General features: G+C 61.8%; 28 protein-coding genes and 1 tRNA gene. 15 read left to right on the top strand and 14 right to left on the bottom strand.

Annotation, left to right across the window (positions count from 1 at the left end):
* Positions 1 to 481 precede the first annotated feature (481 nt).
* Positions 482 to 1,003, bottom strand: coding sequence for a Nif11 domain/cupin domain-containing protein (locus tag SynM161_RS04565; protein WP_186542505.1), 522 nt, complete (start codon positions 1,001 to 1,003; stop codon positions 482 to 484).
* A gap of 90 nt (positions 1,004 to 1,093) precedes the next feature.
* Here SynM161_RS04565 and SynM161_RS04560 point away from each other — a divergent pair, with 90 nt between their 5' ends.
* Both SynM161_RS04560 and SynM161_RS04555 read left to right on the top strand, forming a co-directional pair.
* A complete protein-coding gene (locus tag SynM161_RS04560; protein WP_114988622.1) occupies positions 1,094 to 1,327 on the top strand; it encodes a DUF3136 domain-containing protein in 234 nt (77 codons plus the stop codon).
* Positions 1,328 to 1,346: 19 nt separating this feature from the next.
* Positions 1,347 to 1,703 carry a c-type cytochrome gene (locus tag SynM161_RS04555; protein ID WP_186508898.1) on the top strand — a complete coding sequence of 119 codons (357 nt, stop codon included), beginning with the start codon at positions 1,347 to 1,349 and terminating at the stop codon, positions 1,701 to 1,703.
* Here SynM161_RS04555 and SynM161_RS04550 read toward each other — a convergent pair.
* On the bottom strand, positions 1,679 to 1,948 hold the full coding sequence (locus SynM161_RS04550; RefSeq protein ID WP_186542122.1) for a YciI family protein: 270 nt from the start codon (positions 1,946 to 1,948) through the stop codon (positions 1,679 to 1,681). The two genes, SynM161_RS04555 and SynM161_RS04550, sit on opposite strands and share 25 nt — an antisense overlap.
* Before the next feature lie 98 nt (positions 1,949 to 2,046).
* On the opposite strand from SynM161_RS04550, the gene SynM161_RS04545 reads away from it, so the two are divergent.
* Positions 2,047 to 2,418, top strand: a complete 372-nt coding sequence (locus tag SynM161_RS04545) for an AbrB family transcriptional regulator (RefSeq protein ID WP_186542121.1) — start codon at positions 2,047 to 2,049, stop codon at positions 2,416 to 2,418.
* A 71-nt stretch (positions 2,419 to 2,489) separates the two neighbouring features.
* On the opposite strand, the gene trpA is transcribed toward SynM161_RS04545, so the two are convergent.
* The 3 genes from trpA to SynM161_RS04530 are packed head-to-tail and all read right to left on the bottom strand — an operon-like array spanning position 2,490 to position 3,949.
* Positions 2,490 to 3,305 carry a tryptophan synthase subunit alpha gene (gene trpA / locus SynM161_RS04540; protein WP_115008826.1) on the bottom strand — a complete coding sequence of 272 codons (816 nt, stop codon included), beginning with the start codon at positions 3,303 to 3,305 and terminating at the stop codon, positions 2,490 to 2,492.
* A 34-nt stretch (positions 3,306 to 3,339) separates the two neighbouring features.
* Positions 3,340 to 3,696 carry a DUF3007 family protein gene (locus SynM161_RS04535; protein ID WP_115008825.1) on the bottom strand — a complete coding sequence of 119 codons (357 nt, stop codon included), beginning with the start codon at positions 3,694 to 3,696 and terminating at the stop codon, positions 3,340 to 3,342.
* A 1-nt stretch (position 3,697) separates the two neighbouring features.
* Positions 3,698 to 3,949 (bottom strand): NAD(P)H-quinone oxidoreductase subunit L, encoded by a 252-nt coding sequence (locus SynM161_RS04530; protein WP_115008824.1) that lies wholly within the window; start codon positions 3,947 to 3,949, stop codon positions 3,698 to 3,700.
* Positions 3,950 to 3,988: 39 nt separating this feature from the next.
* On the opposite strand from SynM161_RS04530, the gene SynM161_RS04525 reads away from it, so the two are divergent.
* A tRNA-Leu gene (locus SynM161_RS04525) sits at positions 3,989 to 4,077 on the top strand.
* A gap of 7 nt (positions 4,078 to 4,084) precedes the next feature.
* Here the strand turns inward: SynM161_RS04525 and SynM161_RS04520 are convergent.
* From SynM161_RS04520 to SynM161_RS04510, 3 genes are read right to left on the bottom strand one after another with little or no spacing between them, the layout of a single operon-like run.
* A complete protein-coding gene (locus tag SynM161_RS04520; RefSeq protein ID WP_025362365.1) occupies positions 4,085 to 4,387 on the bottom strand; it encodes a thioredoxin family protein in 303 nt (100 codons plus the stop codon).
* Positions 4,362 to 5,408: a dihydroorotase gene (gene pyrC / locus SynM161_RS04515; protein ID WP_186542120.1), complete on the bottom strand. Its 1,047-nt coding sequence runs from the start codon at positions 5,406 to 5,408 to the stop codon at positions 4,362 to 4,364. The genes SynM161_RS04520 and pyrC overlap by 26 nt, the downstream gene beginning before the upstream one ends.
* Positions 5,401 to 7,050 (bottom strand): SulP family inorganic anion transporter, encoded by a 1,650-nt coding sequence (locus SynM161_RS04510; RefSeq protein ID WP_186542119.1) that lies wholly within the window; start codon positions 7,048 to 7,050, stop codon positions 5,401 to 5,403. The genes pyrC and SynM161_RS04510 overlap by 8 nt, the downstream gene beginning before the upstream one ends.
* 81 nt (positions 7,051 to 7,131) lie before the next feature.
* Between SynM161_RS04510 and SynM161_RS04505 the strand changes: the two genes are divergently transcribed.
* Positions 7,132 to 8,232, top strand: a complete 1,101-nt coding sequence (locus SynM161_RS04505) for a calcium/sodium antiporter (protein ID WP_186542118.1) — start codon at positions 7,132 to 7,134, stop codon at positions 8,230 to 8,232.
* An 8-nt stretch (positions 8,233 to 8,240) separates the two neighbouring features.
* Here the strand turns inward: SynM161_RS04505 and SynM161_RS04500 are convergent, their stop codons facing one another.
* Both SynM161_RS04500 and gorA read right to left on the bottom strand, forming a co-directional pair.
* Positions 8,241 to 8,864 carry an alternative oxidase gene (locus tag SynM161_RS04500; protein ID WP_170951931.1) on the bottom strand — a complete coding sequence of 208 codons (624 nt, stop codon included), beginning with the start codon at positions 8,862 to 8,864 and terminating at the stop codon, positions 8,241 to 8,243.
* A gap of 96 nt (positions 8,865 to 8,960) precedes the next feature.
* A complete protein-coding gene (gene gorA / locus SynM161_RS04495) occupies positions 8,961 to 10,322 on the bottom strand; it encodes a glutathione-disulfide reductase (protein WP_186542117.1) in 1,362 nt (453 codons plus the stop codon).
* Between the two features lie 116 nt (positions 10,323 to 10,438).
* On the opposite strand from gorA, the gene SynM161_RS04490 reads away from it, so the two are divergent.
* From SynM161_RS04490 to SynM161_RS04480, 3 genes are read left to right on the top strand one after another with little or no spacing between them, the layout of a single operon-like run.
* Complete coding sequence (locus tag SynM161_RS04490) at positions 10,439 to 10,684, top strand: hypothetical protein (RefSeq protein ID WP_041434546.1); 246 nt, start codon at positions 10,439 to 10,441, stop codon at positions 10,682 to 10,684.
* On the top strand, positions 10,659 to 11,891 hold the full coding sequence (locus tag SynM161_RS04485; protein ID WP_186542116.1) for a glutathione S-transferase family protein: 1,233 nt from the start codon (positions 10,659 to 10,661) through the stop codon (positions 11,889 to 11,891). Before SynM161_RS04490 ends, SynM161_RS04485 begins: the two co-directional genes overlap by 26 nt.
* A gap of 23 nt (positions 11,892 to 11,914) precedes the next feature.
* Entirely contained in the window at positions 11,915 to 12,583 is a 669-nt protein-coding gene (locus SynM161_RS04480) for a ParB-like protein (RefSeq protein ID WP_186542115.1), read from the top strand.
* Here SynM161_RS04480 and dnaA read toward each other — a convergent pair whose 3' ends face one another.
* Positions 12,584 to 13,981 (bottom strand): chromosomal replication initiator protein DnaA, encoded by a 1,398-nt coding sequence (gene dnaA, locus SynM161_RS04475; protein ID WP_186542114.1) that lies wholly within the window; start codon positions 13,979 to 13,981, stop codon positions 12,584 to 12,586. It abuts the gene before it with no gap.
* 83 nt (positions 13,982 to 14,064) lie between these two features.
* On the opposite strand from dnaA, the gene SynM161_RS04470 reads away from it, so the two are divergent.
* From SynM161_RS04470 to SynM161_RS04460, 3 genes are read left to right on the top strand one after another with little or no spacing between them, the layout of a single operon-like run.
* Complete coding sequence (locus tag SynM161_RS04470; RefSeq protein WP_255441938.1) at positions 14,065 to 15,192, top strand: trypsin-like peptidase domain-containing protein; 1,128 nt, start codon at positions 14,065 to 14,067, stop codon at positions 15,190 to 15,192.
* A 1-nt stretch (position 15,193) separates the two neighbouring features.
* A complete protein-coding gene (locus tag SynM161_RS04465) occupies positions 15,194 to 15,835 on the top strand; it encodes a TIGR04282 family arsenosugar biosynthesis glycosyltransferase (RefSeq protein WP_255441937.1) in 642 nt (213 codons plus the stop codon).
* Positions 15,823 to 16,512, top strand: a complete 690-nt coding sequence (locus SynM161_RS04460) for a TIGR04283 family arsenosugar biosynthesis glycosyltransferase (protein ID WP_186542112.1) — start codon at positions 15,823 to 15,825, stop codon at positions 16,510 to 16,512. The genes SynM161_RS04465 and SynM161_RS04460 overlap by 13 nt, the downstream gene beginning before the upstream one ends.
* A gap of 9 nt (positions 16,513 to 16,521) precedes the next feature.
* On the opposite strand, the gene SynM161_RS04455 is transcribed toward SynM161_RS04460, so the two are convergent.
* From SynM161_RS04455 to hisG, 3 genes are read right to left on the bottom strand one after another with little or no spacing between them, the layout of a single operon-like run.
* Complete coding sequence (locus SynM161_RS04455; RefSeq protein ID WP_115009240.1) at positions 16,522 to 17,007, bottom strand: GNAT family N-acetyltransferase; 486 nt, start codon at positions 17,005 to 17,007, stop codon at positions 16,522 to 16,524.
* A 14-nt stretch (positions 17,008 to 17,021) separates the two neighbouring features.
* Positions 17,022 to 18,800, bottom strand: a complete 1,779-nt coding sequence (locus SynM161_RS04450; RefSeq protein WP_186542111.1) for an ABC transporter ATP-binding protein — start codon at positions 18,798 to 18,800, stop codon at positions 17,022 to 17,024.
* Entirely contained in the window at positions 18,800 to 19,450 is a 651-nt protein-coding gene (hisG, locus tag SynM161_RS04445; protein ID WP_186495659.1) for an ATP phosphoribosyltransferase, read from the bottom strand. Before hisG ends, SynM161_RS04450 begins: the two co-directional genes overlap by 1 nt.
* A 40-nt stretch (positions 19,451 to 19,490) precedes the next feature.
* Between hisG and gloB the strand changes: the two genes are divergently transcribed.
* From gloB to SynM161_RS04425, 4 genes are all read left to right on the top strand, one after another.
* Positions 19,491 to 20,240 (top strand): hydroxyacylglutathione hydrolase, encoded by a 750-nt coding sequence (gloB, locus tag SynM161_RS04440; RefSeq protein ID WP_186542110.1) that lies wholly within the window; start codon positions 19,491 to 19,493, stop codon positions 20,238 to 20,240.
* Between the two features lie 64 nt (positions 20,241 to 20,304).
* Positions 20,305 to 20,697 (top strand): RidA family protein, encoded by a 393-nt coding sequence (locus SynM161_RS04435; RefSeq protein ID WP_115009239.1) that lies wholly within the window; start codon positions 20,305 to 20,307, stop codon positions 20,695 to 20,697.
* A gap of 45 nt (positions 20,698 to 20,742) precedes the next feature.
* Positions 20,743 to 20,970 (top strand): DUF3136 domain-containing protein, encoded by a 228-nt coding sequence (locus SynM161_RS04430; protein ID WP_006850228.1) that lies wholly within the window; start codon positions 20,743 to 20,745, stop codon positions 20,968 to 20,970.
* Positions 20,971 to 21,244: 274 nt separating this feature from the next.
* Complete coding sequence (locus SynM161_RS04425; RefSeq protein ID WP_186542109.1) at positions 21,245 to 21,451, top strand: hypothetical protein; 207 nt, start codon at positions 21,245 to 21,247, stop codon at positions 21,449 to 21,451.
* Positions 21,452 to 21,465 lie beyond the last annotated feature (14 nt).

Raw genomic sequence — 21,465 nt, 5'->3', positions numbered from 1 at the left:
TTTAACGAACAAAAGGAAGGCCGCCCTTCCCGATGGAAAGACGGCCTAACTCGCTCGTTTGCGCATGGCAATCGACCTCAACTTCAGTGTCTGATGTCTTGGAAAATCTCCTCTAGCAATGGAACTGAGACAGGAAGGTCGAAGCGTCTGGCTCAAGGCACCCTGGGGCCATCGGGTCCAGGTGTAAAGCGGCTCTCCTGCGGGGCACCTACGAACGATGCAGAGGGGAGTCGACTGGCTTGACGCTCTTCGTTGTCGCGCCAGACGAATCGCTTACGAATGGGTGGAAACTGTTGGAGCAGGGGCCAGAAAGTCAGTCTGCTTCTGGGGTTTGCTCAGGTGGAGTGTCGGCCGTCATGGGCTCCTCCGATCTAGATGCACTCACTCTCGTCAGCGATGCGACCGACGGCAATCAGCTGTCGTGCTCATTGCCTTTTGGGGGCTGCACGACCCATCGTGGAAGTGGCGTGCCTCGCCAGGCTTAAGCAGCATTCCAGTGCAAGGCCAGCCACAGGGTTCCTGGATCGGGATCGGTGCGCTCGACCCGGTGGCGTTGATGGGGCGCAAGCAGCAGATGATCCCCTGGACTGAGATCCACAATCCGATCGGGGTTCTGCAACGCAACACAGGCACTCCCCCGCAGCACAAGCACCCACTCGTGATCGGACTGATCCATCCATTCGTCACGGGGGGAGCTGAAGACGTTGGAGGCGATCAACAGCAGCCTCCATGTTTCAGCAGACGCCACCACCTGGGTTGATTCCTCACCCGGTGGAGGGCACGGGGTTGCCAGCAGGTTGGCCTCTCCCCCCGGCCGATGGTCACGCTCACCCCAGCGCCGACCGATGTCGAACCCCCAGGATCGGGCCAACTGAACAACCTGGTTGTGGTCCGCACAAGCCGCCAGCTTTTCGCGGCTGCTGGAGTCGTTCCGCACACGCTCCGCAAGGGCCTGAAGTTGGGAGATCTTGTTGAGGAAACGGATCAGATCCTGTTCCGCCACGGAGACCACCGCACAGCTTCAACAGTGATCCTGACAACAGACCAATCAGGCGATCGACGCAAAAGTCAGAAGATCCTGACCTTCTGTTTCATGCCGTCCGCAACCAAGGCACTCACCATCGGAGATCTGGAGGCTGGATTCTCGACCTACTGCCAGGCCCTGCGTCGCCTTGTGGCCGATGGACGCGACCTCAACGCCATTCGCCGGACGGTCTGCTGGGACTACCTCAACCGATTGCACACCTCGCTTCCGAAGGATTACCGCTCTCCCGATGAACTGATCCAGCGGTTCCAGAAGGAGGCATCGCCTGCTCAAGCAGACTGATCCAAGCCAAATCATCCCTGTGCTGAGCCACCTCCTGCGCTGCTGCATTGGTGCGTTTCTTGTTCTGCTGCTGAGCCTTGGTTCAGCCGGCGCTTCGCTGGCTGCCGGGTCTGACGCCAGCCCCGGCGCCCTGTTGTTCGAACAGCACTGCGCGGGATGCCACATCAACGGTGGCAACATCATTCGCCGGGGGAAAAACCTGAAGCTGAAGACCCTCGAGCGTGAGCAGATCGCAACGGTGGACGCCATCGCAGCTATCGCCCGGGAAGGGCGAGGCCAGATGAGTGGTTACGCCGATGTTCTCGGGAGCGATGGAGATCAGCTCGTGGCTGAATGGGTGCTCATGCAGGCTCAGAACGCCTGGACCCAGGGATAAACCTCGAGCGCCGTCCAGATCCCCTGCTTCCAATAGATGTCGTCCTCAACCAGCCTGCGGACGACGTCGATGCTGTCGGCCTCGAAGATCCCGAAAACATGGGTGCTTCCCTCGGTGGGTCCGAGCGTGACCAGCGTTCCCTGCTCTTTCAGACTTTGGAGACGAGCAAGGTGCTCATCCCGATAGGGAGCACGCTTCTCAAGAGCATCCGCGCAGTAAGTGCCCCACAAAACGAAACGTGCCATAGCGAAGGATGAAATAACAGCGAACTTTTCAGTAGAAAATGATGGCATAGCCGCTTGAACCATGGCTATGTTGTGAAGGTTGATATCTCTCGAAAGCGATGCTCACTGGGAGCGACCTTCTCAATAAAGTCAAAGACCTGGGTGACATCAGCAAGTCTGACATTGTTCGTGCCTGTGGCTATGTCTCCACCAAAAAAGATGGTGGTGAACGTCTGAATTTCACCGCTTTTTATGAAGCACTTCTGGAGGCCAAAGGCGTCAGTCTTGGCGTGGGTGGAGTTGGCGGCGTGGGCAAAGGCGGCCGCAAACTCAGCTATGTGGCCACTGTGCAAGGCAACGGCAATCTTCTCATCGGCAAGGCCTATACAGCGCTGCTCGACCTGAAACCTGGAGATGAATTTGAAATCAAACTGGGTCGCAAACAGATTCGTCTGACACCGGTGGGTGCCACCGAAGAAGACGACGAGTGATTCAACATTAAAAAGCAGTGCAACCCCGGCCAACGCCGGGGTTTTTCATGGCTTGAGCGGGATGGCAGCCCCTAGGGCTGATCGGCAGCGGCACGCAACTCAGCGCAAAAACGACCAGCTTCCTGAGCTATGTCCCCGGGCGACGCTGCTGCCATCCGTTTCACAAGTGCACTGCCCACAATCGCTCCATCGGCACCCCAACCCCGAACCTGACGCACCTGCTCGGCACCGGAGATCCCAAAACCAACCGCAACAGGAACCGGTGAGGTTTGTTTGAGTTGCTGCACCAAACCTTCAACCCTGCTTTCCATCTGAGCTCGCTCACCGGTGACACCGGTGACACTCACCAGGTAGGTGAAACCTCGGCTGCATGTAGCAATCCGACCCATCCGATCCTGGGGAGTGGTGGGTGCAACCAAGAGCACCAAATCCAAGCCATGACGCTCTGCGATTGTCGACAGCCGCTCCGCTTCCTCAAGGGGTAGATCAGGGACCACCAAACCCGCCGCACCAGCCTCCGCTGCGGACTGGCAAAACGCCTCCATCCCCACATTGAGCAGTGGATTGGAATACGTGAACAGGATCACGGGAATCTGCAGCTGGCCTTTCAACGAGCGCAACATGTCCAGAACACCCTTTGGCGTGGTTCCGGCGGCAAGGGCCCGGGACGCAGCAGCCTGAATGACCGGCCCATCAGCGAGGGGGTCGCTGTAGGGCATTCCCAGTTCGACCATGTCAGCCCCTGCACGTTGCAGGCTGAGCAGCACATCAGCGGTGACAGAGAGATCCGGATCGCCGGCCATCAGGAATGGCATCAAGGCGAGGCGACCGTCCTGCTTCAGCTGCTCAAAGCGCTGGGCGATGGAAGAGGACTGCTGATTGGGCATCTCGGTCAACCGACCAGGAACAAACTTCGGAAGCCTATGAGTCGACGGGGGCATCGCCGTCCGCGGGAACCGAGGCATCCGCTCCAATCTTGCGCAACAGCGCCTGTTGCTCCTCCTCGGGAAGAGCATCAAAACGGGCTTGAAGCGCCTCAGCTTCCTGTTTGTCGTAGACCTCGCGGTAGCGACGCCGCTGATCCATGTAGGTCATCTGGCCGGTGACCACACGGAACAGGTAAGAGCTTGTCCACACCACCACAATCACAACCAGCAGGGCCTCCGCAGCAATCCCTGCCGAAAACCCCTCAAAGCCTGCAGCCTGAAAGCCGACTTGCCCAAGCCCGCCCAGCAGGAGGACTGCAAGTCCGATCAGAAGAACCTTGCCACGCGTCAATTCAGACGTCTCCTTGCCCGCTCAGCCGGAAATTGAGGAAAGGGGCAAACAGAATCATCCCCGGGAAAAAGAGGAAGACCAGGCCATAGATCCCCAGACGCTCCAGCTTGCCCATGCGATGCCAACGCTGGTTCATCCACGCGTACAGGGCGAGGGGAACCACAACGAGATACAGGCCGCCCAGAACGGTGTAGGCCAACAGAACCAACAACGTGTCCTGTGGGACTTGAGAAAGCAGGGACGAAAGGTCCAAGGCCTGAGGACATCTGGGGGAAATCTAAGATGTCCGGGCGGGGGCATGGCGGAATCGGTAGACGCACGCGACTTAAAATCGCTTGGGCTGAAAGGCCTGTGGGGGTTCAAGTCCCCCTGCCCCCACCACCTGAGCTCAAGACGGCAGCAACTCAGCCAGCTTGGTGCGGAAATCTCCCTTGGGCATGCCGCCCTTCAGTTCTCCCTCAATCGAAAAATCTCCATCGGGATCGTTCACCAGGAGGTAGGTGGGCCAGCCCATCCCCTCCTTGTTGGGGTACTGCTTGAGCAGGATCTTCCGGTATTTCCGATACATCTCCGTGTCCTGCAGCATCACGGAGATGAAGCTGCAGCCGAGTTCCTCGGCCACCTTGCCGTCGTAGTGACTCATGCGGTGACAGGTGCCGCAGTCTTCAGAGCTGAACTTGATCAGGTGCATCGGCAACGGCCCAGGACAGGATCTCTCCAGCATGGAAAGGAACCAGTCCATTCACAAGTTCCGGCACGAGATGGTCACGGCGTTGCAACGTGATGCGACGCGTGTTAGCTGGACGGTTGTAGAAGGCCGGCCCATTCAGGCTGGTGAAGGCTTCGAGATGCTCCAAAGCATCCTCCTCATCAAAAACCTGGGCATAGCTCTCCAGGGCGAAGGGCGCATTGAAGATGCCGGCGCATCCGCAGGCACTTTCCTTGGATGCCCGTTCGTGCGGTGCCGTGTCGGTGCCGAGAAAGAAGCGTGGGTCACCGCTGGTGGCCGCCCGGCGCAGGGCCTGACGGTGACATTCCCGCTTGGCCACGGGGAGGCAATAAAAATCACTGCGCAACCCGCCGGCAAACATCGCGTTGCGGTTGATGTGCAAATGGTGGGGGGTGATGGTGGCGGCGAGATGACGATCCGCTGAGCTGACGTATTGCACCGCTTGTTCGGTGGTGATGTGCTCGAACACAACCTTCAGCTCGGGATGGCGGTACCGCAGTGGTGCCAGATGGCGTTCGATGAACACCGCCTCTCGGTCGAAGATATCGATCTCGCTGTCCGTGACTTCACCATGGATCAGCAAGGGCATGCCGATCCGGGCCATCGTTTCCAGCACGGGATCGATCTGCAGCAGATCCGTCACCCCTGCGGCGGAATTGGTGGTGGCGTTGGCGGGATAAAGCTTGGCGGCAGCAAAAACGCCCTCTCGAAATCCTGTCTCCAACTCGGCAGGAGCGATCGAATCCGTGAGGTACGCCGTCATCAGGGGCGTGAACTCCAGATCAGCGGGGCACGCCGCCTGAATCCGGTCCCGGTATGCCCGTGCAGCAGCCACCGTGGTCACCGGGGGACGCAGGTTGGGCATCACTATGGCCCGCTGAAAACGGCGGGCGGTATGGGCCACAACCTGGTTGAGCATCTCCCCGTCGCGGAGATGCACGTGCCAATCATCTGGGGCGATGATCGAGATCTGATCAGACATTCAGCGGCAAACCGTTCACGGCAAGGCGCAAGGCATCGAGGCGATCACCAGTGATGTGGCTTTGGGGGAGCCGATCCAACAGCTTCAGCTTCTGCAGGCGCTTCTCCGTGCTGCCCGTTGCACCGACCAGGAACACCTGACGACTCTCTTCAATCGCTTCCTTAACAGCATTCTCGAGGGCGATTGCAGCGGTGACCCCCAGGTGGGACACCTCGGAGAGGTCGAAGACCACCGCCTGACAATTGCCGATGGCGTTGTGCTCACGCGAGATGGCCTTGGCCACGCCGAAGATCATCGGCCCGGCGAGCTGGAACAACAGAACCTTGCCGGAGGCCTGATCCAGCAACACCTGCTCTTCATCAGTCAGCTCCACATCGTCATCGGCGGTGCTGATCGTTTTCACTTTTCTGGACTGCAACGCGCTCATCCGATCAATGGTGAGCACGTTGGCCACGAAAACTCCAATGCCCACTGCAGTGATGAGATCCACCAGCACCGTGAGCGCAATCACGCCGTAGGTGATCACCGCAGCTTTCACCGAGAGGTGGTGGGCCCGTTGGAGGAAATCCCAATCAATGATGTCGATGCCCACCTTCAGGGCGATGCCCGCCAGCACAGCGAGGGGAATCGTGGACGCAAGGGGTGCGGCAGCCAGAACGACCACCATCAGAATCAGCGCTCGGACAATGCCCGACAGGGCTGAGCGTCCGCCGGCCTGAATGTTCACCACGGTGCCCATCGTGGCTCCCGCTCCAGGCAGTCCGCCAAAGACGCCCGACGCGATGTTGGCCAGTCCCTGACCCACCAATTCCTTGTTGGAATTGTGCTCCGTGCGGGTGAGGCTGTCAGCCACAACTGAGGTGAGCAGCGCATCGATGCAGCCGAGCATGCCCAGCACTGCAGCATCCACGAACATCAAACGCAGCTGTCCGCCCGAAAAGGTGGGCACATGCAGGCTGGGGAGCTCAGCATTGAACGGCGGAATGGTCTTGAGACCGGCGTCGTGGAACAGGGTCATCGACAGCACCGTTCCCAGCACCAGAGCGAGCAGCTGCGGCGGGCAGAAACGCTTCACGCTGGCTGGGGTGAACCAGAGGATCGCAACGGTGATCAACGCCAGCGCCAGCTCCATCGGCTGAATTCCGGCAATCAAACCCGGCAGGTTGGACAGGGTTCCCATCACCCCGCCCGATGCGGTCTGCCCCAGGAAAGCGGGCAGCTGGAGAATCACCAGGATGGCTCCAATCCCCGACATGAAGCCAGAGATCACTGTGTAAGGCATCTGGGTGACGTATCGACCCAGACGGAACACACCAAAAAGGATCTGAAACAGACCCGCCAGGATGACCACGGTGAAGGCCATGGCCATGGCCGTTTCCTTGTCCGGAGCTGTGGCGGTGAAGCTCAGGATCACCGACGTGAACACCACGGTCATGGGACCGGTGGGTTCAGAGATCAAGGTGGGCGTTCCGCCGAAGAGAGACGCCACCAAGCCGATGATCACGGCGCCCCAAAGCCCAGGGGCAGGGTCACCCGTTGCGGCGACCCCGAAGGCCAGGGCCATCGGCAGAGCAATCACCGCGGCGGTCACGCCACCAAAGGCGTCACCCCGGAGGTTGCTGGTGCTGATCCGGTTCAACAAGGTTTCTTATCTATTACCCAGGTGAGTGACCTTAGGTTAATTCGCTTCAAAGCAGAATCCCCGTACAGCTGAGCTCACCCCATGCCTGAATTTCTGCAGGCCTCGATCCAAGTGCTCCTGGGCATCGGACTGCTGTTCGGTGGCGGGGAACTGTTCGTTCAGGGGTCCGTCGCCATGGCGGTGATCTTCGGGATTCCCCAGCTCGTGATCGGCCTGACGGTGGTGTCGCTGGGCACCAGCGCCCCTGAACTGTTCGTGAGCCTGAGTTCGGTGCTGCAGGGAGCTGACGCCCTCGCCGTGAGCAATGTGGTGGGCAGCAACATCTTCAACGTGATGGTGGTGCTGGGCAGCAGTGCCCTTGTTCTGCCCTTGCGGGTTGAAAGCCGCCTGGTGAGGCGAGATGTGCCTCTGATGATTGCCATCTCGGCGGCGGTCTGGGGTATGGCCTCCGCAGGACGGGTCACCTGGCAAGCGGGCCTGGCCTTGCTCTTGGGGCTTGTGATCAACACCGTCTGGGAGATCCGCACCGCCCGTGAAGAACCGGACGACAGCGGCAGCGCTGAACCCGAAATCAGTGACGAAGCAAACAAAGGTGGATTGATCCCAGCTTCAGTGCGATTGATTGCCGGCATCAGCGTTCTCTCGATCGGATCCAGGGTTCTGGTGAATGGCGCGGTCAGCGCCGCAACCCTTCTGGGAGTTAGTGAGGCAGTGATCGGTCTGACAATCGTTTCCGCTGGAACGTCGATGCCGGAATTGATCACCTCCCTGGTGGCCGCCCTGCGCGGGCGCACCGATCTGGCGATCGGCAACGTGGTGGGCAGCTGCCTGTTGAACCTGATGCTGGTGCTGGGCGGCGGAGCCATAGCGGCAGCTGGCAACGGACTTCAAGTCAGCCCGGAACTGATTCAGGACGACTTGCCGGTAATGCTGCTCACCAGCCTGGCCTGTATGCCAATTTTTTGGACGAAAGGTCGAATATCCCGCTTGGAGGGAGGGCTACTTCTCGGCCTCTATGTTCTGTATCTGGTCGACAATGTTTTGCCCCGAACGGCCATGGCCACCTGGGCCGATGAATTTCGCCTTGTGATGCTCTGCGCTGTAATTCCAATCGTGATGATTGTGATTTTCACTCAGGCAGTTTTTTATTGGCGGGACAACCAGAACAGTCCAACCACTTAAATCATTGACTAAAAAGCGATTGCCTTTTGGCTATTAGCCGCCACATGGTCCAACTCATCTCTGGCAATCAATTCGATTACATCTCGAAGAGTTTTTGGCTCACATTCATCCCGGGCAGCCCACATATTTCCCTCTTTTCTCCAATAGGCTGTTGCAATGGGAGTTACGGGCTGCTGCAACCATTCTTCTGGCTGCTCCAGAAGCATGCGCCGGTACGTTTTGACAGCTTCGGCCTCAACAGCTTCTCCAAGCAAAGAGGCCAACTCGTGATCCAACAAGGTAGTAAAAGCAAATACCCAATAAACAAGGACAGCTACATGCCTTGCCACAAAGCGATCTACCCATAAAGACAATCCACCAAGATCACGAGAAAAAATGTCTTCATGCGTCTGCTCATTACTATCCTGCCGACGTGCCAGCTCCAGAGTTTTACGAATAGCGCCACTCTGATCGAGGCCAATCGTCTCAAGGTAATGACAAGCACTTTCCTCAGCTGTATAGGCCGTGCGAGCAATAATCTCTAAAGATGCTGCCCGGCGAGCGTCAGCTGCAGGCCAAAAAAGGCTGAGCAACTGCTCCCCTGATTCAATCAAAAAATGAGCAAAATCAGCCTTATGACCTCGAGTCTGCATGAATGATTCCACGTCATATATATCGATCTAATCGTGGTCTAGTTCGCCATATATGCATTGTCTTGCACCTTTCATACTGTCGAAAGGATTGCCGGATCACTGCATCGTGACGAACTCCTCTGAAACAGAGGGGTGCAGCGCCATGGTGCGATCGAAATCAGCCTTGGTGGCTCCCATCCCCACGGCAATCGCCGCCATCTGAATGATCTCCGCGGCATGCTCGCCCACCATGTGGCAGCCCAGCACCCGATCGGTAGCCTTCTCCACCACCAACTTGAGCAGACAACGTGGACCGGAGGCGGGCAGGGCCCGCGCCATTGACCGAAAGCGGGCGCGATGCACAACAACACCATCCACGCCATGGCGTTCGATGGCCTGTTCTTCTGATAGGCCCACGGTCGCCAGCTCTGGATCGCTGAACACGGCACTGGCCACCAGGTCGTGGTTCACCTGCCGCTGACGCGACCCGAAGACGCTGTCGGCGAAGGCACGACCTTCATCAATGGCCACAGGCGTGAGGTTGACCCGATCGGTGACATCGCCGACGGCATGGATGTGGGGTACCGAGGTGCAGGAGTTGGCATCGACCCTGATGCGACCGTTCTCGACCGCCACGCCGGCAGCATCCAGGCCAAGATCCGCAAGCCAGGGGCGACGCCCGGTGGCCATCAACACACCGCCGCAAGCCAAAGACTCACCATTGCCCAGCCGCGCCGTCAGCGCCCCGGGCTCTCCCTCCACGGCCACCAGCGTTTGCTCCAACAGCACCTCGATGCCCTGCTCACGCATGCCAGCCAGCACGGCATCGGCCAACTCAGCATCAAAACCGCGCAACAAGCGCGGACCACGCACCACCTGGGTGACCGCAACACCAAGGCCCCGCAGGATGCAGGCAAACTCGCAGGCAATGAAGCCTGCGCCCACCACGACCACGGCTGAGGGGACATCCTCCAGAAGGAACATGTCGTCACTGACCCAGGTGTGCTCAACCCCAGGAATCTCCGGCCGGGCCGGCCGGCCACCAACCGCCACCAGAAAGCGCGGGGCCGAGAGTTCCTCTCGCACGGGCCCACCGCGTTGATCGGAAATGCCAATGCGATCTGCTGCCGTGAAGCGTCCCCAACCGGAGATCAACTGAACGCCGGCCTTCTCCAGAAATCCGAGATGGAGGGCATTGAGCCGATCCACCTCGGCGCGCACCCGACGCAGGAGATCAGGCACATCCGAACGCACCGAACCGATCTCAAGGCCGTAGGCCGAGGCATCCGCCAATTGATGGCGGGCCTGGGCGCCGTACACCAAAAGCTTTTTGGGAACACAGCCGCGGATCACGCAGGTGCCGCCGACGCGATCGCCCTCCACGATGGCGACGCGGGCTCCATGACGGGCCGCGCGTTTCGCAGCGGCCAGACCACCGGAGCCTGCTCCGAGCACAACCAGATCCAGATCAGCGCCCATAACAGAAGGGTGCTCGAGACGACGGGCGTCATCGTAAAGATGGCGTTATGGTCCGGGGAGGGGGGGCCATAAAGGCCCAAGACGAGTCGGTCGTATTTCAACCGCGTCCTTAAACCATGAACCGTTCTTCCAAGCGCCGCAGGCAGCCGCCTGAACCTGAGCTGCGCCTCAAACGTTCGCAACGCCGCGAGATCGTGATGATGATCACCAGCGACGACATGAAACTGCGGCTGAAGCAGTTGGCTGATCAGGGCCGCCAGCAGGACTGTCTGGCGCTGATGCACGAACTGGGTGACTGGCAGTCCTATGGACGGGCAACGCTTGCGCCGATCCTGCATGCCCCTTTCATCGGAATCAGCTGAACCCCTGAGCTGGTCGGACCTGGCCAGCCTGGCGATGCCGGAACCGAATCGGATTGAAGGGCCGACCAGTGCCCAGGCCACGTTGCGCCTGTTCGGACAGCCTGAATCCAACGTGATGGTCACGCTGTACCGCGACCACCACGCCTGGTGCCCCTACTGCCAAAAAATCTGGCTGTGGCTGGAGTTCAAGCGCATCCCCTACCGGATCCGCAAAGTCACCATGCGTTGCTACGGCCCGAAGGAGCCGTGGTTCCTGGAGAAAGTGCCCTCAGGGATGTTGCCGGCCCTGGAGCTCAACGGGCGGCTGATCACCGAAAGCGACGACATCCTGCTGGCCCTCGAACAGCAGTTCGGCTCCCTGGGCATGGCGATGACAGCGCCGGAAGCTCTGGAGCTGCGCCGTCTTGAACGGCTGCTGTTTCAGGCCTGGTGCATCTGGCTGTGTTCACCACGGCTGAGTCCGAGGCAACAGGTTCTGGCCCGAGAGCAGTTTCAAGACATCGCCCGGCGCTTCGAACGGGAGCTGAACCGGGAGGAAGGACCGTGGCTGCGGGGCCCGGAGCCGCAGACCGTGGATCTGATCTTCGTTCCCTACGTGGAACGGATGAATGCCTCGCTGGCTTACTACAAGGGATACCGGCTGAGGGCTGAGCATCCAGCCATTGACCGCTGGTTCCGTGCCCTGGAGCAACTGGAGACCTACCGCGGTACCCAAAGCGACTTCCACACCCATGCCCATGACCTGCCGCCCCAGATGGGCGGCTGCTGGCCCGACGATGGAGCGGAAGCAAAGCGCCTGGCCGAACGGATCGACCGAGGTGATGGCCTCGGCGAGGACGAAGCCTGCTGGGATGTGGACCATCAAGCCGATCAGGCCGTCATCGCCCTGAGCCGGGTGCTGCGTCACCAGCAACGGCTGCGCGAGGTGAACCCCATGGGTGCTGCAGCCTTTGACCAGCCCCTGCGCTGTGCCCTCACCCGATTGGTTCGCGACACCCCCTGCCCGCCTCCAGCGGGGAGTGCCGCCGGGCTGCGCTATTTGCGCGATCGCATTTCGGTGCCAAGGGATATGCCGCTCCCGGCCGCTCGACTGCTGCGTCAAGCCCTTGAAGCCACCGCCCAGCTGGATGGCCCTGAGCAGGCCAAGCCCTTGCCGGTGAGGGATCGCTTTGATCAGGATCCCCGACCCTTCTTAATTGGGTCATAGTGCGAGGGCGCCAACGCTGAGTCGTGCCCCTGCGGCTGCCCGCTTACCAACCGATCCCCGCCCCCGATCGGAGGACCGATCTGATTGAGGTGTCAGCGGCGCAGCTGCAGCCGACCCAGTGGTGTGTGGGACTGGCGGAGATCTGGTCGCGCGAGAAGGATTTCGCCCAGGACACCCGTCAGCAACGTCTTGACTACCTGCGCGGCAAACCGGTCCCTTTGATCCGATCTGCCGATGGCGCCATGTGGATGCTGGACCGGCACCACCGGCTGCGAGGCCTGATCGGCATTGATCCAGGGGCCACCACCTGGGGTTACGTGGTGGAGGAGCTGCCAACCGCCGACCGAAACGCTGTGCTGGCCCATCTGCACAACCAGGGCTGGCTCTACCTCTACGACGGACGAGGCAACGGCCCGCGCCCGGCCGAGCAGCTGCCCACGAGCCTGCTGGGACTGGACGACGATCCCTACAGGAGCCTCGTGTGGAAGCTGAAGCAGGAGGGGTGGATCAAGCCTCAGCCCCTGATCCCCTATCACGAGTTTCGTTGGGGTGCCTGGCTGCGCAGCCGGCCCCTGCCCCCCTTCAGCTCCAGGCGCCTGGAGCCGGCACTCGCAGCAGCCCGCCAGCTGGTTTGCTCAGCCGCTGCACAGGACATGCCGGGCTGGAAAGGTGACAAGAAAGCCTGCTGCTGATCAGCGCTTCTTGCGGGAATCGATCTGCAGGAGATCCTTCACCTTCTGCACCTGACCGGCGAGCTGGGGGTCGGAGGCCAGTTTCTTCTCCACCTGCTCGATCGCGTACATCACCGTGGTGTGGTCTTTTCCGCCGAAGTTGTCGCCGATCCTCGGCAGGCTGAGGTCGGTGCCCTGGCGCATGAGGTACATCCCCACCTGACGGGCCTGGCTCACGGCGCGGCGACGGGTGCTGCTGCACATCTCCTCGGCCGTGACATCAAACACTTCAGACACCTTGTCGATCACCTGTTGCGGCGTGACCTCCACCCCCTGCCCCGTGGGGTCGAGCATCGGTGCCACGGATTCCACGGTCATCGGCAGCCCCGTGATGGAGGCGAAGGCCACAGCCCGGGTCAGGGCCCCTTCCAACTCGCGGATGTTCGAGGTGAAGCGACCGGCGATGTACTGGATCAGATCACGGGGCAGCGACATGCGCTCCTGTTCCGCTTTCTTCTGAAGAATCGCCATGCGTGTTTCCAGGTCAGGCGACTGAATGTCTGCGATCAGGCCCATCTGGAACCGGGAGATCAGGCGCTGCTGCAACCGTGGAATCTGGCTGGGGGGACGATCACTGGCGATCACCACCTGACGGCCTGCCTCGTGCAGGGCATTGAAGGTGTGGAAGAACTCCTCCTGGGTGTACTCCTTGCCCTCGATGAATTGAATGTCGTCCACCAGGATCAGATCCGCGGCGCGGTAGCGATCGCGGAAGGCCTGCATGCCGTCCTTGCGGATGGCCTGGATCAGGTCATTGGTGAAGGTTTCGGTGGAGACATAGGCCACCCGAGCCCCGGGGTCGATTTCCAGCCGGTAATGGCCAATGGCTTGCATCAGGTGGGTTTTGCCCAGGCCCACACCGCCGCAGATGAACAGGGGGTTGAACTCCCGGCCCGGTGCTTCAGCCACAGCCAAAGCTGCCGCATGGGCCATCCGGCTGTTGGGGCCGACCACAAAACGGCCGAACACGTAGCGGGGATTGAGCCCGGGCAGGTAGCGCCGTGGGGAGCCGTTCCGCGCTGGAGCCGATGCCAACTCCTGGGCCGCTGGAGGCGGCGCCGCATCTGCAGCGGCTGAGGCCTCATCGGTGGCGTCCGGCAGCGGCAAGGCGGTTTCCGCCAGCACCGTCACCTGGACGGGCTGACCGCTGATGCTGCTGGCCATCTCGGCGATCGTGGGGAGCAGCTGCTCCCGCAGACGAACGCTGGCAAAGGGATTCGGGGCCAGAAGCTTCAGCTCTCCATTGGCAAAGCCGCTGCAACCCGTGGGGCGAATGAAGGTCTCGAAGGTGGGCTTGCTCAGCTTCGCCTGCAACCCATCCCGCACCTTGATCCAGAGCTCTTCGCCCGTCTGCGCCAAAACCGCCCATCGCCCGAGCGCTGAATCTACGCATGCCGATCCGCTCAGGCCGTCTTAAATGCATCAGCACACATCTCGTCGTGATGCCCAACGCCCAGCATTGGCTCGCCATCGCCCTGGCCGGGAGCGCACTCTCCGGTTGCAGCCTGGTGAGAGACCAGCTGGGTCTGACCCCCAAGCCAGCGATGACGGCGCCACCGGTGGTGCACGATCAGCCCCGCAGCGCCCCTCTGCAACCGGGGGACAACGTGATCGTGAAGGCGGTGGATCGCGTCGGTCCAGCGGTGGTGCGCATCGATGTGGTGAAGGAGATCTCCAACCCCTTCGGAGGGATTTTTGGGATGGGTCCCTCCAGCCAGCGGCAGCAGGGCCAGGGCTCCGGCTTCATCACCCGGGCCAGCGGCCTGATCTTCACCAATGAGCACGTGGTGCGTGGTGCCGATCAGGTGGCGGTAACCCTGCCGGACGGACGCAATTTCAAGGGCAAGGTTCTCGGCACCGACCCCCTCACCGACGTGGCGGTGGTGAAAGTGGTGGCCGACAACCTGCCGGTGGCGGCCCTGGGCAACTCCGACCAGCTCAAGCCGGGGGAATGGGCCATTGCCATCGGCAATCCGTTTGGGCTTAACAACACCGTGACGGCCGGCATCATCAGCGCCGTCGGCCGCCTCAATGCGATCGGTGACGGCCAGCGGGTTCCCTACATCCAGACCGATGCAGCGGTGAACCCCGGCAACAGCGGCGGCCCGTTGATCAATGCCGCCGGTCAGGTGATCGGCATCAACACAGCGATCCGCACAGCCCCAGGTGGCGGCTTGAGTTTTGCGGTTCCGATCAACCTGGCCAAGCGGATCGCGCAACAGATCGTCAGCACCGGCCAGGCCTCCCATCCCTTCATCGGCGTGCAGCTGATGAACCTCACGCCGCAGCTGGCGCGGGAAATCAATGCCACCAACAGCGCCTGCACGGTGCCCGAGCTGAATGGCGTGTTGGTGAAGGAGGTGGTGAAAGGCACTCCGGCCGCTGCGGCCGGCATCCGCCAGTGCGATCTGATCCTCAAGGTGGAAAACAACCCCGTTCAAACCCCCACCGAAGTGCAACTCGCCGTGGACCGCGGCCAGGTGGGGGAACCGATGCAGCTCACCCTTCAACGCAATGGGAAAGAGCTGATCGTGCAGGTGCGCCCGCGGGAACTGCCCCGCAACAACTGAGATGGTGCAGATCGTTGTGATGGCCCGCTGGCCATCACCGGGCCGATGCAAACGCCGCTTGAGCCGCGATCTCAACCATGAGCTGGGCCTGGCCAACAGCAGCGAACGCGCCACAAGGATCCAACGGCGGCTCACGCAGCACACCGCTGCGGTGGTGCGGGACCTCGCCGGCGCCATGGAGATCGAGCCGGTGCTGGCGGTGAGCGGACTCGGCCCCCGTGCGGCCACGCGCTGGGGGCAACAGCTGGGAATGGGTCAGGTGCGGCTGCAGGGGAGGGGGCAACTCGGCACCCGATTGCGACGGCAATTGATGCACGGCCATCGCCACAACAGGCCCTGCCTCGTGATCGGCACGGATCTGCCCGAACTCAATCCCGATGATTTGAGGCAGGCCGTTGAGCGGTTGAAGCAGCATGACCTGGTGCTGGGGCCAGCCTCCGATGGGGGCTACTGGCTGCTAGGGATCGGCGCATCCCTGATCCGCAGCCCGCAGCACTGGCCGCTGCTCGGCATTCCCTGGGGCGGCCCCAGGGTGCTGGAGGCAACGCTGGAGGCGGCGCGCAGGCGGCAGCTCTCATCGGCCCTCGTGGCCCAAAGGAATGATCTGGATCACTGGAGCGATCTGAGGCCATGGCAGGGCTGAGCGTTGTAATTCCAACCCTGGAGGAAGCCAGCAGGCTGCCGCTGCTGCTGGCGGATCTGCAGCGATGGCCGGGGGAGTTGGAAGTGATCGTCTCTGACGCGGGAAGTAGGGATCACACCCGGGCGGTGGCTCAGCTGGCCGGCGCCACCGTGCTCAACAGTCCCAACGCCGGACGGGGTCCACAGCTGCGCTGGGGCGTTGGCCACAGCTCCCATGCCTGGGTGCTGGTGCTGCACGCCGACAGCCGCCTGCCGGACACCTGGCACCAGAAGGTGGGAGCGATTCTGAAGAGACCAGAAGCTCACCTGAGCGCCTGGTGCTTCGACTTCAAGGTGGAGGCGCATAGGCGGCCGATGCTGTGGCTGCTGGAGCGGATGGTGAACCTGCGCAGCCGTTGGCTGCAACGCCCTTACGGCGATCAGGGCCTGTTGATTCAGCGCCAGCTGTATGAGCGCGTGGGCGGCTACCGGCCTCTGGCGCTGATGGAAGACCTGGACCTGGTGGAACGCCTGAGCCAGGTCGCTCCCCTCCGTTCACTGAACTGTGCCCTGCTCACCAGCGCAGAGCGCTGGCAGAAGCGAAGCGTGCTGGTGCAGGCCTGGCGCAATGCCCGGCTGCGCTGGCTGTGGCGGCAGGGGCGATCAACGGAGCAGCTGTTGCGGCTCTACCGGCGCTGAAGGATCCGATCAGTTGGCGTACCAGAAGGCACAGCGATGGCCCTGGGGCTCGAGATCCCAGCCCTGGCCCTGGTAAAAGCTGACGACGCCCGGATCGGCGAACAGGCTGACCCGCTCGGTTCCCATCTGATCAAGAGCCTCGAGGATGTAAGCCATCATCTGCTTGCCCAGACCATTGCCCTGGTACAGGGGATGCACGGCCACGTCCCAGACGGTGGCTTCGAAAACACCATCCCCGGTGCAGCGCGCAAATCCCACCAGACGAGGCACCCGTGGGTCGTGCCGCCAGAGGCCAACTTTGAGCAGGCTGTGGCTGAGGGCTTTGCGCACCCGGCGAATCGGCCGGCGGCTCCAGCCCACCGCTTCCAGCAACTGCTCGAGTTCCACCAGATCGAAGGGGTACTCCTGGCTGAACACCAAGGTGATCTGATCATTGGCACAGGGGCAGAGACGCGCCCCCTGGCCGTACTGCTCCAACAGAGGATCAGCAGGCATGGGCAGAGGAGCGATCACAGTCGCGCCAACCCCCGCTCCTGCAGATCAGCCAGCTGGGCATAGAGCCCGCCGCGGGCCCTGAGCTCGCGATGGGTTCCCTGCTCGATCAGTTCACCGCGGCGCAGCACAAGAATGCGGTCCGAGGCTTCCACCGTGGCCAGGCGATGGGCAATGACGATGGCGGTGCGCTTTTGCAGCAGGCGATCGAGATCAGCCTGCAGCGTCGCTTCCGTTGAAGGGTCCATGAAGGCGGTGGCTTCATCCATCACCAACACCGTTGGTTTGCGGATCGCCACCCGGGCTACCGCCAGCAGTTGGCGCTCTCCTGAAGAGAGGTTGCCGCCCCGCTCGCGCAGCTCCGTCTCCAGGCCGTTGGGAAGCTTGGCCAGCAGCTCGTTGAGACCAAGCTCAGCGCAGACCTGAGCCAGCTCTCGATCGCTCACCGACGCATTGAGCCGAAGGTTGTCGGCCACATTGCCGCTGAACAGGAACGTGTCTTGAAGCACGACGCCCAGCTCACGCCGGAGATCGGCCATCGGGATCGTGCGGATGTCCCGTCCATCGAGAAGGATGCGTCCCTGCTGGGGTTCATAGAGGCGGCAGAGCAGGCGGATGATCGTGCTTTTGCCCGACCCCGTGGGGCCCACCAGGGCGACATGTTCTCCGGGGGCGATGCGGAAGGAGAGGTTGCGGAGGATCGGATCGTCCGGCCGATAGGCGAAGCTCACGTTCTCGAAGATCACCTCGCCGCCACCGCCACTCACGTGGGGGAGAACCCCTTTGGCCTCAGCGATCTCAAGGGGCTCCTCCATCAACTCGCCGATGCGTTCGACCGCCGTGAGCCCACCCTGGATCTGGGTGAAACGCTCCGCCAGCTGACGCAACGGATCAAACAGTCGCTGGGAGGCAAGGATGAACGTGGTGAGGGTGCCCAGACCCATGGCGCCATTGGTCACCATCAAGCCGCCAAGGGCCAGCACCAGGGCAATGGCGGCCAGAGCCACCCATTCCAGGAAGGCTGAAATGCTGCTGTCGAAAAAGATCGTTCCGTTCACAGCGCTGCGGTAGTGCATGCCGGTGCGCAGGAAACGGGCGCTGTTGACCGTTTCACGGCCATACATCTGAACCACCTCGAGGCCCTGGAGGTTCTCCTGGAAATCGGCATTGAGCTGGGAAAGCTCTTCACGCACGCGGTAATTGGCCTTGCGGTAACGGCGCTGCAGCCAAAGCACGGCCAGGGTGACGGGCACCTGCGTGAACAACAGCAGCAACCCCAGCCTCCACTCGATGAACAACATCGTTGAGGCCAGCACCAGCAGGCTCACCAGATCATTGAGCACGCCCACGGCACCACTGCCGAACACCTCAGCCAGGGCATCCACATCGCTGGTGAGCCGTGTGAGCAACTTGCCCACCGGCATGCGGTCGTGAAACCGCAGGGACAGCGACAACGCATGTTCAAAGAGGTCGTCGCGGATGCGGGCGGTGAGCCGTTGTCCGACGGCCAGGATGCTGAATTGCTGAACCCCCTGCAGGGCGAGCCGCAGCAGCACGGAAACGAAGTAGAGCCCGATGATCACGCGGATCGAGGCAGAGAGGCTCATCCCCGAAAGGAAGGGAAGACTGGGCTCTCCGCGCAGGACGCTGACGGCCTGCCCGAGCAGAACGGGTTGCAGTGCTCCGGCAAAGGCCAAGGGCAGCAGCAGCAGCAGGGCCACCAGCAGCCGCCGGCGATCCCGCACGAGATAACGACCGAGACGACGGACCCGGCGCCAGTCGGCGACGGCCCCCATCAGCTGGAGCTCCCGACGGGTGTTGCTGCGCGGATCGCATCAACGATGGAGGCCAAGGGGCCGTGATCGAGGCGAACCGACAGGGGGTGCCCCACCAGTCGAGCTGTGGAGTGGAACAGGTCTTCGATGGCGATCAGGCCGTTCTCACGCAGGGTGCGACCGGTGGCCACCAGGTCGACAATCGCTTCCGACATTCCCGTGATGGGCCCCAGCTCCACCGAGCCATTGAGGTGAACCAACTCAACGGGAAGGTCGAGGGCATCGAAATATTCCCGGGCGCAGTGGGTGAATTTGCTGGCGACGCGGCAGTGGGCGGGCAGATCAGCGGCCCGGGTGTAACCACTGCTCTCCTGAACCGCCACAGCCATGCGGCAGCCGCCAAAGCCCAGGTCCACCAGTTGAGCAACGGGGAGTTGATGCTCTTTGAGCACGTCGTAACCCACCACCCCCAGCTGAGCCTGGCCGTAGGCCACATAGGTAGGCACATCGCCGTTGCGAACCAGCAGGGCCCGGGCGCGCCCGCAAGGGGTGGGCACCATCAACTGGCGGTTGTTCTTGTCAAGAACAGCGGAGAAATCAAGACCAGCCGCCGCAAAGCGGGCCACCGAATCTTTGAGCAGCGCTCCTTTGGCCAACGCGACGGTGATCATGGGTCCAGCGCTGACCGGTTAACCAGGCAGGACTTTAACGATGCATTCCTCACTTCATGCCCTGCCGGTGCTCCAGGACAACCTGATCTGGATCTGGGTGAGGGGCGCGGAGGCCGTGGTGATCGACCCTGCCGTGGCGCCGCCGGTGCGCGAGTGGCTGGATGCACGGCAGTTGCGCCTGGCCGCCGTGCTGCAGACCCATCACCACGCCGACCACATCGGCGGCACACCGGAATTGCTGAAACGCTGGCCCCAGGCTGCGGTGATTGCCTCCGCTGAGGACCGGGAGCGGATCCCGTTCCAGACGATGCCGGTGCGGGATGGGGACCGGATCACTGTTCTTGGCCATGAGGTGGAGGTGCTGGATGTAGCGGCTCACACCCGGGCCCACATCGCCTTTTTCATCCCGAACCCGGAGGGCGGCGAGATCGGGCCCCTGTTGTTCTGCGGGGACACCCTGTTCAGCGGGGGCTGTGGCCGACTGTTTGAAGGCAGCGCTGAACAGATGCATCAGGCCCTGCAGAAACTGGCGGAACTGCCCGAGGCCACAAGGGTTTGTTGTGCCCACGAGTACACCGAGGCCAACCTGCAATGGGCCGTGGAGCAACGCCCCAGCGACACCGTTCTGGCTGAGCGCTACCGGGAGGTGCGGAGGCTCCGTGCCCAAGGAGAACTCAGCCTGCCCAGCAGCATCGCCATGGAACGCCGCACAAACCTGTTCATGCAGGCCGGTTCAGCCGCGGAGTTGGCCGTGCTGCGCCAGCACAAGGACCAGTGGCGGCCGGCATGAGCGATGGCGGAGCAGGGGATCACCAACGGCGATGATCGTGATGAATGCTGTTGAGAACCAACCCATGAGCGCCAAGGCCATCACCACTCAAGACGCCCCTGCACCGGTTGGGCCTTACAACCAGGCAGTGCTGGCCGGCGAGTGGCTCTATTGCTCCGGGCAGATTCCATTGGATCCAGCCACCGGCGCGATGGTGGGGAACGGTGATGTGGCGGCGGAAACACATCAGGTGCTGAAAAACCTCTGTGCAGTGCTGAAAGAAGCTGGCGCCACCCCGGCTCAGGTGGTGCGCACCACGGTGTTCCTGGCGGACCTGGGCGATTTCGCAACCGTGAATGGCATCTATGCCGAGGTGTTCGGCGAGGGGGTCAGCCCAGCGCGCGCCTGCGTTCAGGTGGCAGCCCTCCCCAAGGGAGCACGGGTGGAAATCGACTGCGTCGCCTGGCTCGGCAGCTGAGCCTGGCCCGCGGGGGCATAGGTTGGAACTGGCTTCAGTGGTCCTATGCCTCAGGCAAAACTCACCATCGGTGAATTAGAGGCGGGATATCCGATGTATTGCAAGGCGCTGCGGCGTCTCCTCCAGCAGGGAAAAACCGTTCAAGACATTGAGCGCACTGTCTGCTGGGGGCATTTGGAAACGCTGAACCGCTGCCTGCCCACCCGCTACAAATCGCCCTCCTACCTGCTGGCCCTGATCCGCCGCGACCTGGAGAACCCAAAAGAGGATTGAGAGCGGTTGTCTCAGCGTTTTCCCAGCGTTCTCGTGGTCAACGCTTCAATTTGAACTGAAAACAAGCGTTAAATCAGGCTGAGAATCAAGGGCCTGGAATGACCCGCTGTATTTTTCGCAAGCCCAAAAGGCGACTCAAGCTGAGTCAGGGACTGGGCGTAGTCACGGTGATGCTGGGAGCGGCCCTTTGCCTGGAACTGCAGAGCGAGCTGAATCCCAAGCCCTCGACGATGCAGGGGACACCCCTGCTGGGAGAACGCGGGACAATGCAGGGATGGAGATCGAACAGCTCGAGCAGATTGCCGCAGTGATCGTGACGGCTGGGCTGGTGGCCGGAAATTTCCTGATGTTCACCCCCTGGCGCAATGGGGAGGATCCCAGGCAGCGGCAACCGCAGAGCCTGATGCCCCAGAACGAGTCTGTTGTTTCTGATCGCCCGAAGCCGTACGCCATGCAGACATCCCAACGCCTGGATTCGTGATCTCCTTAGGGTGA

Origin of the sequence: Synechococcus sp. M16.1 (genome assembly GCF_014279895.1) — a bacterium.
In the GTDB taxonomy this organism is placed as follows: domain Bacteria; phylum Cyanobacteriota; class Cyanobacteriia; order PCC-6307; family Cyanobiaceae; genus Parasynechococcus.
Note: the sequence above shows the minus strand (reverse complement) of the source record. Positions and strands in the feature narration are given on the sequence as shown.

Excerpts from the sequence above, each read along its gene's own strand:
- SynM161_RS04465 (WP_255441937.1), top strand. The coding sequence starts at position 15,194 with ATGGTGCAGATCGTTGTGATGGCCCGCTGGCCATCACCGGGCCGATGC.
- SynM161_RS04460 (WP_186542112.1), top strand. The coding sequence starts at position 15,823 with ATGGCAGGGCTGAGCGTTGTAATTCCAACCCTGGAGGAAGCCAGCAGG.
- trpA (WP_115008826.1), bottom strand. The coding sequence starts at position 3,305 with ATGCCCAATCAGCAGTCCTCTTCCATCGCCCAGCGCTTTGAGCAGCTG.
- SynM161_RS04435 (WP_115009239.1), top strand. The coding sequence starts at position 20,305 with ATGAGCGCCAAGGCCATCACCACTCAAGACGCCCCTGCACCGGTTGGG.
- SynM161_RS04430 (WP_006850228.1), top strand. The coding sequence starts at position 20,743 with ATGCCTCAGGCAAAACTCACCATCGGTGAATTAGAGGCGGGATATCCG.
- gorA (WP_186542117.1), bottom strand. The coding sequence starts at position 10,322 with ATGGGCGCTGATCTGGATCTGGTTGTGCTCGGAGCAGGCTCCGGTGGT.
- SynM161_RS04455 (WP_115009240.1), bottom strand. The coding sequence starts at position 17,007 with ATGCCTGCTGATCCTCTGTTGGAGCAGTACGGCCAGGGGGCGCGTCTC.
- SynM161_RS04470 (WP_255441938.1), top strand. The coding sequence starts at position 14,065 with ATGCCCAACGCCCAGCATTGGCTCGCCATCGCCCTGGCCGGGAGCGCA.
- gloB (WP_186542110.1), top strand. The coding sequence starts at position 19,491 with ATGCATTCCTCACTTCATGCCCTGCCGGTGCTCCAGGACAACCTGATC.
- SynM161_RS04450 (WP_186542111.1), bottom strand. The coding sequence starts at position 18,800 with ATGGGGGCCGTCGCCGACTGGCGCCGGGTCCGTCGTCTCGGTCGTTAT.
- SynM161_RS04550 (WP_186542122.1), bottom strand. The coding sequence starts at position 1,948 with ATGGCACGTTTCGTTTTGTGGGGCACTTACTGCGCGGATGCTCTTGAG.
- SynM161_RS04485 (WP_186542116.1), top strand. The coding sequence starts at position 10,659 with ATGCCCCTTTCATCGGAATCAGCTGAACCCCTGAGCTGGTCGGACCTG.
- SynM161_RS04490 (WP_041434546.1), top strand. The coding sequence starts at position 10,439 with ATGAACCGTTCTTCCAAGCGCCGCAGGCAGCCGCCTGAACCTGAGCTG.
- SynM161_RS04505 (WP_186542118.1), top strand. The coding sequence starts at position 7,132 with ATGCCTGAATTTCTGCAGGCCTCGATCCAAGTGCTCCTGGGCATCGGA.
- SynM161_RS04520 (WP_025362365.1), bottom strand. The coding sequence starts at position 4,387 with ATGCACCTGATCAAGTTCAGCTCTGAAGACTGCGGCACCTGTCACCGC.
- SynM161_RS04545 (WP_186542121.1), top strand. The coding sequence starts at position 2,047 with ATGCTCACTGGGAGCGACCTTCTCAATAAAGTCAAAGACCTGGGTGAC.
- SynM161_RS04425 (WP_186542109.1), top strand. The coding sequence starts at position 21,245 with ATGGAGATCGAACAGCTCGAGCAGATTGCCGCAGTGATCGTGACGGCT.
- SynM161_RS04560 (WP_114988622.1), top strand. The coding sequence starts at position 1,094 with ATGCCGTCCGCAACCAAGGCACTCACCATCGGAGATCTGGAGGCTGGA.
- pyrC (WP_186542120.1), bottom strand. The coding sequence starts at position 5,408 with ATGTCTGATCAGATCTCGATCATCGCCCCAGATGATTGGCACGTGCAT.
- SynM161_RS04500 (WP_170951931.1), bottom strand. The coding sequence starts at position 8,864 with ATGCAGACTCGAGGTCATAAGGCTGATTTTGCTCATTTTTTGATTGAA.
- hisG (WP_186495659.1), bottom strand. The coding sequence starts at position 19,450 with ATGATCACCGTCGCGTTGGCCAAAGGAGCGCTGCTCAAAGATTCGGTG.